The 12,288-nt window shown below is 59.9% G+C and carries 16 protein-coding genes; 5 read left to right on the top strand and 11 right to left on the bottom strand.

Going from position 1 to position 12,288, the window contains the following annotated elements:
• Nucleotides 1-56: 56 nt before the first annotated feature.
• Nucleotides 57-461 carry a GFA family protein gene (locus AC1DUP_RS35590; RefSeq protein WP_113309264.1) on the bottom strand — a complete coding sequence of 135 codons (405 nt, stop codon included), beginning with the start codon at nt 459-461 and terminating at the stop codon, nt 57-59.
• A gap of 75 nt (nt 462-536) precedes the next feature.
• Between AC1DUP_RS35590 and AC1DUP_RS35585 the strand changes: the two genes are divergently transcribed.
• A complete protein-coding gene (locus AC1DUP_RS35585; RefSeq protein WP_113309263.1) occupies nt 537-995 on the top strand; it encodes a MarR family winged helix-turn-helix transcriptional regulator in 459 nt (152 codons plus the stop codon).
• 6 nt (nt 996-1,001) lie between these two features.
• Here the strand turns inward: AC1DUP_RS35585 and AC1DUP_RS35580 are convergent, their stop codons facing one another.
• A complete protein-coding gene (locus AC1DUP_RS35580) occupies nt 1,002-1,352 on the bottom strand; it encodes a lysozyme inhibitor LprI family protein (RefSeq protein ID WP_477837168.1) in 351 nt (116 codons plus the stop codon).
• A 287-nt stretch (nt 1,353-1,639) separates the two neighbouring features.
• Here AC1DUP_RS35580 and AC1DUP_RS35575 point away from each other — a divergent pair, with 287 nt between their 5' ends.
• Together AC1DUP_RS35575 and AC1DUP_RS35570 are read left to right on the top strand one after the other, a co-directional pair.
• Entirely contained in the window at nt 1,640-3,040 is a 1,401-nt protein-coding gene (locus tag AC1DUP_RS35575; protein ID WP_113297871.1) for a DegQ family serine endoprotease, read from the top strand.
• A complete protein-coding gene (locus tag AC1DUP_RS35570) occupies nt 3,037-4,353 on the top strand; it encodes a replication-associated recombination protein A (protein WP_113297870.1) in 1,317 nt (438 codons plus the stop codon). Before AC1DUP_RS35575 ends, AC1DUP_RS35570 begins: the two co-directional genes overlap by 4 nt.
• Before the next feature lie 18 nt (nt 4,354-4,371).
• On the opposite strand, the gene AC1DUP_RS35565 is transcribed toward AC1DUP_RS35570, so the two are convergent.
• The 7 genes from AC1DUP_RS35565 to AC1DUP_RS35535 form a co-directional block, all read right to left on the bottom strand.
• The gene (locus tag AC1DUP_RS35565; RefSeq protein WP_113297869.1) at nt 4,372-4,677 is read right to left on the bottom strand and encodes a DUF1883 domain-containing protein; all 306 of its coding nucleotides are present in this window, start codon (nt 4,675-4,677) and stop codon (nt 4,372-4,374) included.
• Between the two features lie 124 nt (nt 4,678-4,801).
• Nucleotides 4,802-5,065: a hypothetical protein gene (locus AC1DUP_RS35560; protein ID WP_113297868.1), complete on the bottom strand. Its 264-nt coding sequence runs from the start codon at nt 5,063-5,065 to the stop codon at nt 4,802-4,804.
• Between the two features lie 23 nt (nt 5,066-5,088).
• Nucleotides 5,089-5,274: a hypothetical protein gene (locus AC1DUP_RS35555; protein WP_113309261.1), complete on the bottom strand. Its 186-nt coding sequence runs from the start codon at nt 5,272-5,274 to the stop codon at nt 5,089-5,091.
• 122 nt (nt 5,275-5,396) lie between these two features.
• Complete coding sequence (dapA, locus tag AC1DUP_RS35550) at nt 5,397-6,317, bottom strand: 4-hydroxy-tetrahydrodipicolinate synthase (protein WP_113309260.1); 921 nt, start codon at nt 6,315-6,317, stop codon at nt 5,397-5,399.
• A gap of 9 nt (nt 6,318-6,326) precedes the next feature.
• On the bottom strand, nt 6,327-6,473 hold the full coding sequence (locus AC1DUP_RS35545; protein WP_477837164.1) for a hypothetical protein: 147 nt from the start codon (nt 6,471-6,473) through the stop codon (nt 6,327-6,329).
• A 115-nt stretch (nt 6,474-6,588) separates the two neighbouring features.
• Nucleotides 6,589-7,593: a ketopantoate reductase family protein gene (locus AC1DUP_RS35540; RefSeq protein ID WP_477837162.1), complete on the bottom strand. Its 1,005-nt coding sequence runs from the start codon at nt 7,591-7,593 to the stop codon at nt 6,589-6,591.
• A gap of 153 nt (nt 7,594-7,746) precedes the next feature.
• On the bottom strand, nt 7,747-8,586 hold the full coding sequence (locus AC1DUP_RS35535; protein WP_113309258.1) for an oxidoreductase: 840 nt from the start codon (nt 8,584-8,586) through the stop codon (nt 7,747-7,749).
• A gap of 124 nt (nt 8,587-8,710) precedes the next feature.
• On the opposite strand from AC1DUP_RS35535, the gene AC1DUP_RS35530 reads away from it, so the two are divergent.
• Nucleotides 8,711-9,598 carry a LysR family transcriptional regulator gene (locus AC1DUP_RS35530; RefSeq protein ID WP_477837160.1) on the top strand — a complete coding sequence of 296 codons (888 nt, stop codon included), beginning with the start codon at nt 8,711-8,713 and terminating at the stop codon, nt 9,596-9,598.
• 4 nt (nt 9,599-9,602) lie between these two features.
• Here AC1DUP_RS35530 and AC1DUP_RS35525 read toward each other — a convergent pair whose 3' ends face one another.
• Nucleotides 9,603-10,025 (bottom strand): lipocalin-like domain-containing protein, encoded by a 423-nt coding sequence (locus tag AC1DUP_RS35525; protein ID WP_477837158.1) that lies wholly within the window; start codon nt 10,023-10,025, stop codon nt 9,603-9,605.
• Nucleotides 10,026-10,330: 305 nt separating this feature from the next.
• On the opposite strand from AC1DUP_RS35525, the gene AC1DUP_RS35520 reads away from it, so the two are divergent.
• On the top strand, nt 10,331-11,260 hold the full coding sequence (locus tag AC1DUP_RS35520) for an alpha/beta hydrolase (RefSeq protein ID WP_113309277.1): 930 nt from the start codon (nt 10,331-10,333) through the stop codon (nt 11,258-11,260).
• Between the two features lie 31 nt (nt 11,261-11,291).
• Here AC1DUP_RS35520 and AC1DUP_RS35515 read toward each other — a convergent pair whose 3' ends face one another.
• A complete protein-coding gene (locus AC1DUP_RS35515; RefSeq protein WP_113309256.1) occupies nt 11,292-11,897 on the bottom strand; it encodes a carboxymuconolactone decarboxylase family protein in 606 nt (201 codons plus the stop codon).
• Nucleotides 11,898-12,288: the final 391 nt, after the last annotated feature.

Genomic DNA, 12,288 nt, shown 5'->3' with positions numbered 1-12,288 from the left:
GAACAACCTCTCAAACTGAAGATCCACTGATTAAACGTCAGTGGGTCTTTTCATGTTCAGAGATGCCGCGTTTCTGCAGGCACAGTCCACCAGCTATTGTTCCTGCCATCATAATATTGCAACGGCGCCTCGGCGAGTTCGGCAGGGTCGAGATCGTCAAGGCAGGCGAGATTGATTGACACATAGGCGCCACCCATCGCCTCGATATAACCGTCGCCATAAGCCGGTACTCCGCAATTGGCACAGAAGCGGTGATGACCGGAGAAAGTGCCGAACTGGTAATCGCTGATGCCAGTTTCCTCGCACAGCAGGCGAAAGTCCTCTGGCTTGATATTGGTGCCCCAATAGCGGAGCTTCCAGCAGATCGAGCAATTACACTTTCCCGTCCCGGCCTGAAGGTCGATATCGGCCTCGTAGCGGATCCGGCCGCAGTGACAGCTTCCGTGATAGGTCTTCTTCATATGCTCCTCCTTGCGTATCGCATTGTAGTATGACAACATATTGTCATTATCGATGTATGACAATATGTTGTCAAGATGACAAAAAAACGTACGCCCGATGGCGATGCCTTTGCTGCACTTTCCATAGCGGTGCTCCGCTTCTCGGCCCATTTGCAGGCTGTGGGCGACGCGCTTGCCAAACCCGCCGGGCAGACGAGCGCGCGCTGGCAGGTGCTTGCCGCAGCCGATCATGCGCCCATGTCGGTTGCCGATGCCGCGCGTGCGCTCGGCCTTGCGCGCCAGGGAGTGCAGCGCATTGCCGATCTGCTGGAAGGCGAGGGGTTGATTGCCTACCGCGCCAATCCTGTCCATCAGCGTGCCAAGCTGATGGAACTGACCGAGGCGGGGAAGAGGGCGCTTGCCGATATCTCCGGCCGCCAAGCCGTCTGGGCAAACGAACACGGCGCGACTTACGGCGAAGAACGGGTACGTCAGGCGGCCAGTCTCATCAACGAGATGATTGCCGATTTCCAGGGTCAGAGCACACCGGACTGAATGTCTTTAGAGTGGACGATTGATGTTCTTGTAGGTTTCGTCCATCTGCTTCAACCGCTCCTGATAGGCAGCGCCAATGCAGGCGGCATCCGGACCACAGGCCTGCCGCTTCTTCAGCCACGCGGTCTGCTCGTCCTGCAGCGTACCGCGTGCGCCCATGGCCAGCAGGCCGGACAGCAGCTCGAAGGTGGTCGCCATCTTAACATCGGCGTCGTTGAGCGACCGGTCCTCGCAGATCACTTTCTCATCCGGCAGCAACTCCTTTGCATCGCAGTTGAAGCTTGCCGCCTGCGCACCGTGTGGCGCGAGCGATAAGAGAGTGGCGCAAAGCGTCGCTGATAGAATGGCTGTCTTCATGATCTTTCCCTGCTTCGTGGACACGATATTCGGTCTGCAGGAAGATGATGCAGGTTCGGTTTATGGCAAGGACGAAACCCCGCCTTCCAGCCCGATACACGCCTGCCGAATAATATCTCTCTCCGGTGACTCTGCGCAGCTTTTGGGTTTAAATATCAGCAACATGATTGATTTTCCTGATTCAAATTCCCAGATCCGGAATGCCTTATCTTCCATGCTTCCGCCCTCTTTCCTTTCTAGCGTCGGGCGCTACAACATTTTCTTGAGAGCATTTCAAAAGGATTCCCATGCAAGGCCTGTTCAAGCGCGCCTCCGTTTCCCTTCTGGCATTGACACTTCTGCTGCCGGCTGCCGCCGAAGCGCAGACCAAGACCGTGCCGGAAAGTCAGATGCAGATGCAGCTTTCCTTCGCGCCACTGGTCAAGCAGACGTCAGGCGCCGTCGTGAACGTCTATGCCGAAAAGACCGTCCGGCGTCAGTCGCCTTTTGCCGGCGATCCCTTCTTCGAGCAGTTCTTCGGCCAGCAGATGCCGAACCGGTCCGAGAAGCAGTCTTCGCTGGGGTCCGGCGTCATCATCGAGACGAACGGCACTGTGGTGACCAATAATCACGTCATCGAGGGCGCCGACGACATTAAGGTGGCGCTCTCCGACGGCCGGGAATTCCCCTGCACGGTCGTGCTGCGTGACGACCGTGTCGATCTCGCCGTGCTGAAGATCGACAGCAAGGCGGACTTCCCGGCATTGCCGATCGGCAATTCCGATGCTGTGGAAGTCGGTGATCTCGTACTGGCGATCGGCAATCCCTTTGGCGTCGGCCAGACGGTGACCAGCGGCATCGTTTCCGCACTTGCCCGCAATCAGGTCGTCAAGAACGAGTTCGGCTTCTTCATCCAGACGGACGCGTCGATCAATCCCGGCAATTCCGGCGGCGCGCTGATGAACATGAAGGGCGAACTGATCGGCATCAATACGGCGATCTTCTCGCGTGGCGGCGGTTCCAACGGTATCGGCTTTGCCATTCCCGCCAATCTCGTGAAGGTCTTCCTCGCTTCTGCCGATGCCGGCGTCAAATCCTTCGAGCGACCCTATATCGGTGCGAGCTTCGATCCGGTGACCTCTGAGGTCGCCGATGCACTCGGCCTCGACAAGGCGCGTGGCGCGCTGATCGCCAAGCTCAGTCCGGACAGTCCGGCAGCCAAAGCCGGCCTCAAGGTGGGCGAGATCATCACCGCCGTCGATGGTGTCTCCGTCGAGCATCCGGATGCGCTTCTCTATCGCCTGACGACTGCCGGTCTCGGCAAGTCGGTCAATCTGACCGTCGTCGAGAACGGGCGTGAGGAACAGATGCCGCTTGTGCTCGCCCGCGCGCCGGAAACCCAGCCGCGCGATCAGCGCACGATCGGCGGACGTACGCCCTTCACAGGTGCCGTGGTGGAAAACCTGTCGCCCCGCGTCGCCGATGAACTCCGCATGCCGCTGGATTCGACCGGTGTCGTCATCTCCGACGTGACAGGGGACTCTCCAGCTGCCCGGCTTGGTTTCGAGCCGAAGGATATTATTGTCTCCATCAATGGCGCTGAAGTGAAGACCAGCCACGACCTGCAGGAGATTGCCGATTCCGATCCGGGCCTGTGGCGGGTCGAGATCGAGCGTGATGGTCAGCGTATCCGGCAGTTCTTTCGATGAGCAATGATCTCTTCGCGCCGCGTGTTCCGGAAGAGGTCGCCAGCCGGCGCCCGCTTGCCGATCGCTTGCGGCCGAAGACGCTCGGCGAAGTCACCGGTCAGGAACATCTGACCGGTGAAGATGGTGTTCTGCGCCGAATGATCGAAAGCGGCTCACTCGGCTCCATGATCTTCTGGGGGCCGCCCGGCACCGGCAAGACGACGGTCGCGCGGTTGCTTTCCGGCGAGGCGGGTCTGGCATTCGAACAGATCTCGGCGATCTTCTCTGGCGTTGCCGATCTGAAAAAGGTCTTCGAGACAGCCCGCCTGCGTCGCATGGACGGCCGCCAGACGCTTCTTTTCGTCGATGAGATCCATCGTTTTAATCGAGCCCAGCAGGACAGCTTCCTGCCGGTCATGGAGGATGGCACGGTCATCCTCGTCGGCGCTACGACGGAAAATCCGTCCTTCGAGCTCAACGCCGCCCTTCTGTCGCGCGCGCGGGTGCTGACCTTCAAGTCGCATGAGGAACAGAGCCTCGAGGAATTGCTGAAACGTGCCGAGGCTGTCGAGCAGAAACCGCTGCCGCTGACCGAGGATGCGCGCGCCAGCCTGATCCGTATGGCCGATGGCGACGGCCGCGCGGTGCTGACCCTTGCCGAGGAAGTCTGGCGTGCTGCCCGCGAGGGCGAAACCTTCGATACCGAGGGCCTGACGCGTATCGTCCAGCGCCGGGCGCCAGTCTACGACAAGGCACAGGACGGTCATTACAATCTGATCTCGGCACTCCACAAGTCCGTCCGCGGCTCCGATCCCGATGCTGCGCTCTATTATCTCGCCCGCATGTTCGATGCCGGTGAGGATCCGCTCTATCTCGGTCGCCGGCTGGTGCGTATGGCGGTGGAGGATATCGGCCTTGCCGACCCGCAGGCGCTAGTGATCTGCAATGCCGCCAAGGATGCCTATGACTATCTCGGTTCACCGGAAGGCGAGTTGGCGTTCGCGCAAGCCTGCGTCTATCTCGCGACCGCACCGAAATCGAATGCCGTCTATACCGCCTTCAAGGCGGCGACGATGGCCGCCAAGCAGAACGGTTCGCTATTACCGCCCAAGCATATCCTCAACGCGCCGACCAAGCTGATGAAGGGCGAAGGATATGGCGATGGCTACCGCTACGACCATGACGAGCCGGATGCCTTCTCGGGCCAGGATTATTTTCCGGAAAAGATGGGCCGCCAGACCTTTTATGATCCGCCCGAGCGCGGTTTCGAACGCGAGATCCGCAAGCGGCTGGACTGGTGGGCGAAACTTCGTAAGGAGCGCAATCAGCGCTGATAGGGTTCCGCGCTGAGATCAGGAAACGCGCGACTGCGTGACGGGCGCGTTGATCAGCTTGACCGAGGAATCTGCAAGCCCGTGATGGCCTTCCATGTCGACGACAATATGCCAGTGGCCGCTTTCGGGAATGGCGAGCCTGATCGGTGATTTGCGCGCGACACCGCCGATATATTTGAAGTCGAGCACTTCGGTGAACCGCTGGAAGTTCGGGGCAGTCATCAGCCGCACATTGTTCACAGCGCTCAGCGACACCTCGACAATCGTTCCGGGGCGCTGTTCCTTGATATCATAATGGGTGAAGCGGAAGTTTGGTTTCGGCATCGGTCTCGCGGCACATGTAGTCTCTGCACGCGGGACTCTATCAGGACGGCAGTTAAGGAAAAGTTGGAAACCTTGGGCCTGGTGCCGTTCCTGCTGTGCCAAAATGGCAGGAACGACACGGTATTTAGTGGATATTGCCGGCACCACGCGCAAGAGGTGCAAAATCGAGCACCGTGCCCGTTGCCGCGCGGCAGATATCAGCGGGATTGTGGTTGCACTCTTCCGCAGCGAAATGGAGGGCTGCGGCTTCATTGACGAAGAGGCCGCCGACGAGCCCCTCGCGATCCTGGACGATCCAACCTCCGCCCTTGGCGCGGCCGACAGTGAAGCGGGCCGGACGCGTGGTGAGGGGAGCCGAAAACTGCCGGCGTTGCTGTGCATTTGCCATTGTCGTGATCCTCGATCCGGCGCTCACTGGGAGATAAGGTGAAAGCTTACCTGCACGAGCCCGGCAAAGGCCATGACGACGCCGAGCCGTGGTGCGACGGCTGCAAGGCCGACAAGTAGCGGGTGGGAGGGATCGACCGCAGCTGTATGGGCGCTTACGCTACGTTGCAGCGGGTCGGTCTTGGCATTCGTATCGGTCAGGCGTGACATCGTTTGTCCTTTCGAAGTCTAACTCAACCGCCGTTTGAGTTCCGCGGCGGTGTCACGCTGATAAAGATAGATGCTGGCGGATAGGGTTTCCATTTGGTGCCAAAAGCGAAAATATTAAAATCTCATAGGGACAGCGCCATGCGCTGAGCGCCGCCGCCGACAAAAGGAGAAAGCGCGGCTATAATCGCGACGCGGCTTTCGGCCTCGGCCGATACGAGTGGCAGACGAAGATCGGCCGACGTGCCGCGCAGCACCTGCAACGCATATTTCACTCGGGCAGGATCACTCTCCGAACCCAGTGCCGCGACGAGCGGATGCAGCCTGTCGTTGAGCGCAAACGCTGCGGAGATATCGCTCCCATAAGCTGCCTGCTGCAGCGAGGTGACGAGCCGCGGAAGGATATTGGCGGCCGCCGACACGATGCCGTTGCCGCCCGCCAGATGAAAGGAAAGCGCCGTGCCGTCATGGCCGGACAGGAAAAGGAAGCGGCGTCGCAGTGCAGGCGGTAGGTTGGCGAAGCGGGCAATATCCCCCGTCGCATCGACGATAGCGACAATCGCATCGAGTTCGGCAAGTCGCTCCAGCGTTTCCGCCGTCAGGTCACTCGCCGTGCGAGCTGGCGCATTCTCGATCAGAACAGGCAGATTGCTTGCCGCAGCGATTTGCTGGAAATGATGGAGAATGCCCTTCTGCCCTGGCTTGGAATAATAGGGGACGGTGATAAGCACAGCGCGGGCACCGCATTCTTCCGCATCCCGGATAAGCGCGATCGTAGTCTCGGTGCAATTGGTTCCGGCCGCGGCGATCACCGGAATACGGTCCGCCGCGGCCCGGATGCAGATGTCGAGCACCATGCGGCGTTCCCGAGGTGAAAGGCTCAGCCCTTCACCCGCCGCCGTGCAGAGGGCGAGTCCATCGACGCCGCTCAGCACCTGCCATTCAACAAGAGCTTCCAATGCTGCGCTGTCGACTTCGCCGTTGCGGAACGGCGTGACGAGCGCGGTGATCGCGCCACCCGGGCGCAGTCTTCCTTTGCTGTTCATGATGGGGTCTCAGAGCGAGCCGAGGATCACATAGAGTTCGACACAGGCGAGCACGATGCCGAAGATCATCAGCGTCTGGGCCGTGCGCTTCTCACGCATCTGCCGCTTTCCGCGCGTGATGTGGTAGGGGCGAAGCGGCAAGTATCGGGAGGACATGACATCTCGCATGGCGGTAACCTTTGCTGTTGTGGCAAAGGCTACTGCCGCCTCCGATAGGAAATCCATTCGGAGTGGAGATCGAAGATATAGGAATCGCATAAAGAGGCCGATGTCAGCCGCCCCGCTGGTTTTCCTTGTCGAGCTGCGTGACCAGCGCGAGCACGACTTCCGAGACGGGCGTCGGCACGTTGGCAGTGYGTCCGAGTGCCACGACCATACCGACGAGCGGCACGATTTCCAGCGCTTTGCCGGCCAGAAGATCTTGAAGCATTGATGTGCGTACAGGGCCGATATTGCGCGACTGCTCGAGCCTTTCCTCGATGGTGATGCTGAATTTCGCGCCAAGGGCACTTCCAACGGCGCGCACTTCCTTCATGATCTTGCCGACCATGTCGAACAGCGACGGATCGGCCATGATGTCGGTCATCAAGGCGCGCGTCAGGGCGCTGAGAGGGTTGAAAGCCGCATTGCCCGTCAGTTTGCTCCAGATCTCGTCGCGAATGCGTGGCGTGGTCGAAACATTGAGGCCTGCCTTGGCAAAGAGGCCGGCAACGGTTTCGAGATCGGTCGACATCTCGCCCGACGGTTCGCCAAGCACGAAACGACCAACATTGGAAAGGCGGATCTCGCCGGGATTGACGACCTCGGCGCCCTGCAGTGCCACGCAGCCGATCACCCGCTCCGGCCCGATCAGGTGCCACAGCTTACCGCCGGGATCGAGCTCTTCGAGCTGAAGTTCGGCATGGCCGCTTTGCGTATCCCGGTGGAAATACCACCAGGGAATACCGTTCAGCACCATGACGACGCGGGTGTTTTCCTTCAGCAGGGTGGCCATGTCTTCTGCCGCAGGACTAAGTTGATGGCCTTTGAGGCCGGTGATGATGAGGTCTTGCGGGGGCAGCGTTGTCGGATCGTTTGTTGCCGTGATCCGTACATTGATCGGCCTGTCTGCATCTGCTTCATGAAGGGAAAGGCCGCGTTCACAGATCGCGTCTAGATGCGCACCCCGCGCGACGACCGAGACGGTCACGTCATCGCCGAGCCGGCTTGCCAGCTTGACGGCGATTGCACCTCCGAGTGCGCCGGCTCCGTAGATGCAAATGGATTTGATAGTCATGCCTTGCCCTTCCGCATTCGTGATGACGCCCGTAGATTTAGGTCATCGCTGCGCCGGCGCGAGTGAAAATCTTGCCGATGCGACGATCTTCACGCCGAAATGAATGAAGCGCGCCGGAGGGCGCGCTTGTTGCTGTGGGAAAGTCAGGCCTTCTCAGGCAGTCTGTTCGAAATCCGTGGAGACGGCGAGCTTGCGCCACTGGGCCAGTTCCTTCTCCACGCTGGCATTTTCTTCTTCGATCTTGGCAACCGTATCGCTGCCGAAAGGCATGCGCAGCGGCGGGTTGGCCGAGTTCACCATCTCGATGATGCCGGCAGTTAACTTTGCCGGGTCGCCCGGCTGGGCATGGTTGGCGTCGGCTGCGAAGTCGCGCATGTTGCCGGCCGGCGTGCCGACATAATCAGGAATGGAGGCCGGGCTGACCGCCAGCGAATTGTCATGCAGGAAGTCCGTGCGGAAGAAGCCGGGCTCGACGATCGTGACCTTGATGCCGAAGGGTTCGACTTCGGTCGCCAGCGATTCCGACAGGCCTTCGACGGCAAACTTCGTGGAGCCATAGACGCCCCAGCCGGGGAAGCCGTAGTAACCGCCGATCGAGGAGAAGTTCAGGATATGGCCGGCGCGCTGGCGGCGCATATAGGGCAGCACGGCGCGGGTGACCTTTAAGAGGCCGAAGACGTTGGTGGCATAGATCTTTTCGATCTCTTCGGCAGTTGCTTCCTCGACAGCGCCGAGCAGGCCGTAACCGGCATTGTTGGCGAGGATATCGATGCGGCCGAAGCGGGCGATGGCGGCAGCCGCGGCTTGCCTGGCTTGGTCTTCGTTGGTGACGTCGAGAGCGACGGCAAGCAGGTTCGCATGATCGCCGAACTGTTCGGTGATAGTCTTGGGGTTGCGAGCGGTGGCAACGACAGCGTCGCCGGCGGCAAGAGCGTCCTTGGTCATCAGCGCGCCGAAACCACGCGATGCACCCGTAATGAACCAGACTTTCATGGCAATTCCCTTTCGTCAGAGTGTTTGTTTCAGCAGTGCGTTGCTGACGAAGAGGAATTTGACGCAAATCTCGCTGATGTATAAGATTTGTTATTTGAGATGCTATGATGAGTGAAATTCAGCAATGAGAGCGACCGAGCTTTCCGAAATGGCGGCTTTTGTCGCTGTCGCCAGGCACAAGAGCTTTCGCAAGGCGGGAGAGGAGAGGGGTGTCACAGCCTCCGCGATCAGCCATGCCGTGCTCAATCTGGAAGACCGCATCGGCATTCGCCTCTTGAATCGTACGACCCGCAGCGTTTCGCTGACAGAGGCTGGCGAACTGTTGCGCTCTCATCTCGATCCGGCCTTCGGCGAGATCAATTCTGCACTCGATGCGCTGAACCGTTTCCGCGATACGCCCTTCGGTCGTGTCCGCATTAATGTCGGCAATTCCATTGCGCCCTTCGTCGTCGGCCAGGTCATCGGGCCGCTATTGATGAAGAACCCGAACCTGCAGCTTGAAATCGCGGCAACGGACCGGCTGGTGGATATCGTCGAGGAGGGGTTCGATGGCGGCATTCGCTTCGGCGAGCGTGTCACCGAAGGGATGATCGCCGTGCGCATCAAGCCGCGCATGCGCCTCGTCGTCGTCGGGGCACCCGCCTATTTCGAAACCCGGCCGAAGCCGCAGACGCCACATGACCTGAAGCGGCATATCTGCGTCCAGAACATGTTCCCCTCAGGCGTGCGTTACCCCTGGGATTTTGAAAAGGACGGGCAGGCCATAACCTTCCACCCAACCGGCCCGCTTTCCCTAGACGATCACGAATTGATGACGGCGGCGGCGCTCAGCGGCGTTGCACTCGCCTATGTCTGGGAGGGCAGGGCGGTGCCGTTGATCGCGAGCAATCAGTTGATCCAGGTACTGGACGAATGGTGCCAGCCGGAGGAGCCGCTTTATCTCTATTATCCCAGCCGACGACATATTTCGGCAGGATTCCGGACAGTGATCGACGCGATCCGGGGTGATTGAGTGGTCAGAGCTTGCGGAATTCCAGCCGGTAGACGACATCCTCTCCCGTGACCGGATCGGTGCCGGGCGCGTCACTGATGACGAGAGTGTCACCTTCCATATGTAGAGGCCGGACGAGAGGGCGCTCCCATGTCGGGTTCCAGGCGGCCTCGACATGATGGATCACCCTGTCGCCCTCCAGCGTATAGGCAGCCGTATAAGCCAGCATTGTATCGAAAAGCGCTGCCTTTTCATTATCGCTGGGGGCCTTGCCGTTGGGTTTCGGCCTGCGGCGGTTGGTGACGAAAGCCATCATCCGGCCATCGGCATGATAGGCGATATATCCGATGGGATCGGCACCCATGGCGTCGCTGACTTCCCCCGTCGCAACGACGGTTCGTGTCCAGGAAATCATTCGCCACGTCCCGAGCAGAGCGGCTCTATCCATGATCTTCCCCTCCTTAAAGTAGTCTAGCACAACTAAAAAATGCGAACTACGAACCCGGAACCTTTTGTGGTCGGAATGCTCCAGTCTGACCAGGAGAGGCTCCTGGCAATCACCCAAAACTCCCTTTTGACTCTCGGTGGCGAAGTGGTGAAGATGCGCCGCACAAAAGAAGATCAGCGCCGGAGGGGCGAATGAGGAAGCCGATTTTTTCTGCCAACAGTCGGTGGAAAGTGGAATGTCGCACGGGCCTGCTGTCAGCGCTTGCAGCCGTGGTTCTGTCTGCTCTTCCCCTCGGGGCAGAGGAGATGCCCGCACAGACACCGGCCTCTCAGGAGCAGGTGGAAAAGCTGCTTTCCCACCGGAAGGATCATTTCAAAGGTGCCGAGACCCTGCGGGACCGGCGCACCGCGTTCCGCGATTTCATGGAATCGCTGCCGGAGCCGACACGCATTCAGATCCGGCATGTCGATGCCGGCGGGGTCGAGGCCGAGCTGATCTGGCCGGCGCGCCTTCACCACCCGATCGGCCGGCGCGCGATCCTTTTCATCCATGGCGGCGGCTTTTACAGCGGCTCCATTCGCAGCCATAGCCTGCTTGCCGGCTCGCTTGCCAAGGCCGCTTCCAGCGACGTGCTGCTCATCGATTACCGGCGGACCCCGGAATACGGCTATCCCGCGCAGATCAACGACGCCTTGAGCGCCTACCGCTATCTGCTCGACAGCGGCTACAGCAACGGAAATATCATTGTTATGGGTGATGGTGCAGGCGGCAATCTCGCACTCGAAACTGTGCTGCGGCAAATGCGCTCCAGACAGCCGCTGCCGGCCGCCGTCGTGGCGCTGAGCCCGATCACTGATCTGGCTGTATCAGGCGCATCGGTCACGTCGAACGCCGCTAACGATCAGGTACTGGACAAGACTGCGCTGGAGGCGCTCCGCAAGGCCTATCTCGGTAATAATTCCGCGACGGATCCCGACATTTCCCCGCTCTATGCCGATCTCTCGGGTTTTCCGCCATTGCTGCTGCAAGTCGGTTCCGGCGAGCTGCTGCTCGACGATACGCTGCGACTTGCCGACAAGGCGCGCAAGGATGGCGTCGATGTGACAGCGCAGGTCTGGCCGGGAATGCCGCATCAATGGCAGCTTTTCCCATCCGTGCTGGATGACGCCGACAAGGCCGGCCAGAAGATCGCCGAGTTCGCGATCACGCATTTTGCAGACCCGCCAGCACAGTAAGGACCAATCCAATACCGCACGATCGCAGCTCTTACGAATGGTTCGAATTCAGCCCCTCGATCGGCCGGCCGATGGTAAGCTTCTGACGAAGCTTGGGATCGAGCCGTTCGGCATAGGCATGATCGGGCGCAGCACCCAGCGCATCCAGCATCTTGGAGAAGAAACAGCGCGCTGCCGCTGCCGCGGTCACGTCGAAGATCTCCGCGTCGCTCAGTTGGAGGCGCTTCAAGCCATCGATGTCCTGCTGGGTCACCGAGGTCGCGTCGCGCGCCACCTTGGCGGAAAAGTCCATGATCGCCCGCTCGACCGTATCGATCGGCGCTTTCTCGCTGCCGCCGGCGACAGCCGAAAGACTGTCATTGGTAAAGCCGTCGCGCAGCAGCACCGAACCATGTGCCAACATGCAATAGGACGACTTCAGCTCCCTGGCTGCTGCCAGCGTGACCAATTCATAACGCCGCTGGCTCATATGGCCGCGAATGCTGGCGAGCAGCGTCCCCCAGTGTTCCATCACCTCGGGCCGGTGGCCGAAGGCGCGGTACATATTCGGCAGATAGCCGTAACTCGCTTCGGCCGAGGCGTACATCGAAGCCGTCTTCTCGCTGGCAGATGCATCGGGGGTATGAATGAAGGCCATGGCATGATCCTCCCTTGATCAATTGTGAGAATAGAGCAGCATCGGATGACATCAATCTGCGCGCCGAACGCTTTGCGCAAAACGGATGCCGGATACCTTAACCGGCTGCCCGGCTCTTCCGCCGGCGATAGAATGGCAGGATGTGGCGTTCCGTCAGCGACGCCATGATGATCTCGCCCGGTTCGGCCGGTGATATTCAACGTATCTCCTCAATCTCCACTGTTGCTTCGATGTCGTCATCCTGTCAGGCGAAGTGAGAAACTGACCCCCTAACGAAATGAAGAACTGCCCCCTCGTTTCAGAACGAGGAGAGATGGATGATGAGCTTGACTTCAGGGCATCCTGCATTGTCGCGGACAATGCAGGGCGAAGATATGCTTCAGGCAGATGA

The sequence above is a fragment of the Rhizobium sp. 01L419 genome, assembly GCF_056400025.1.
Note: the sequence above shows the minus strand (reverse complement) of the source record. Positions and strands in the feature narration are given on the sequence as shown.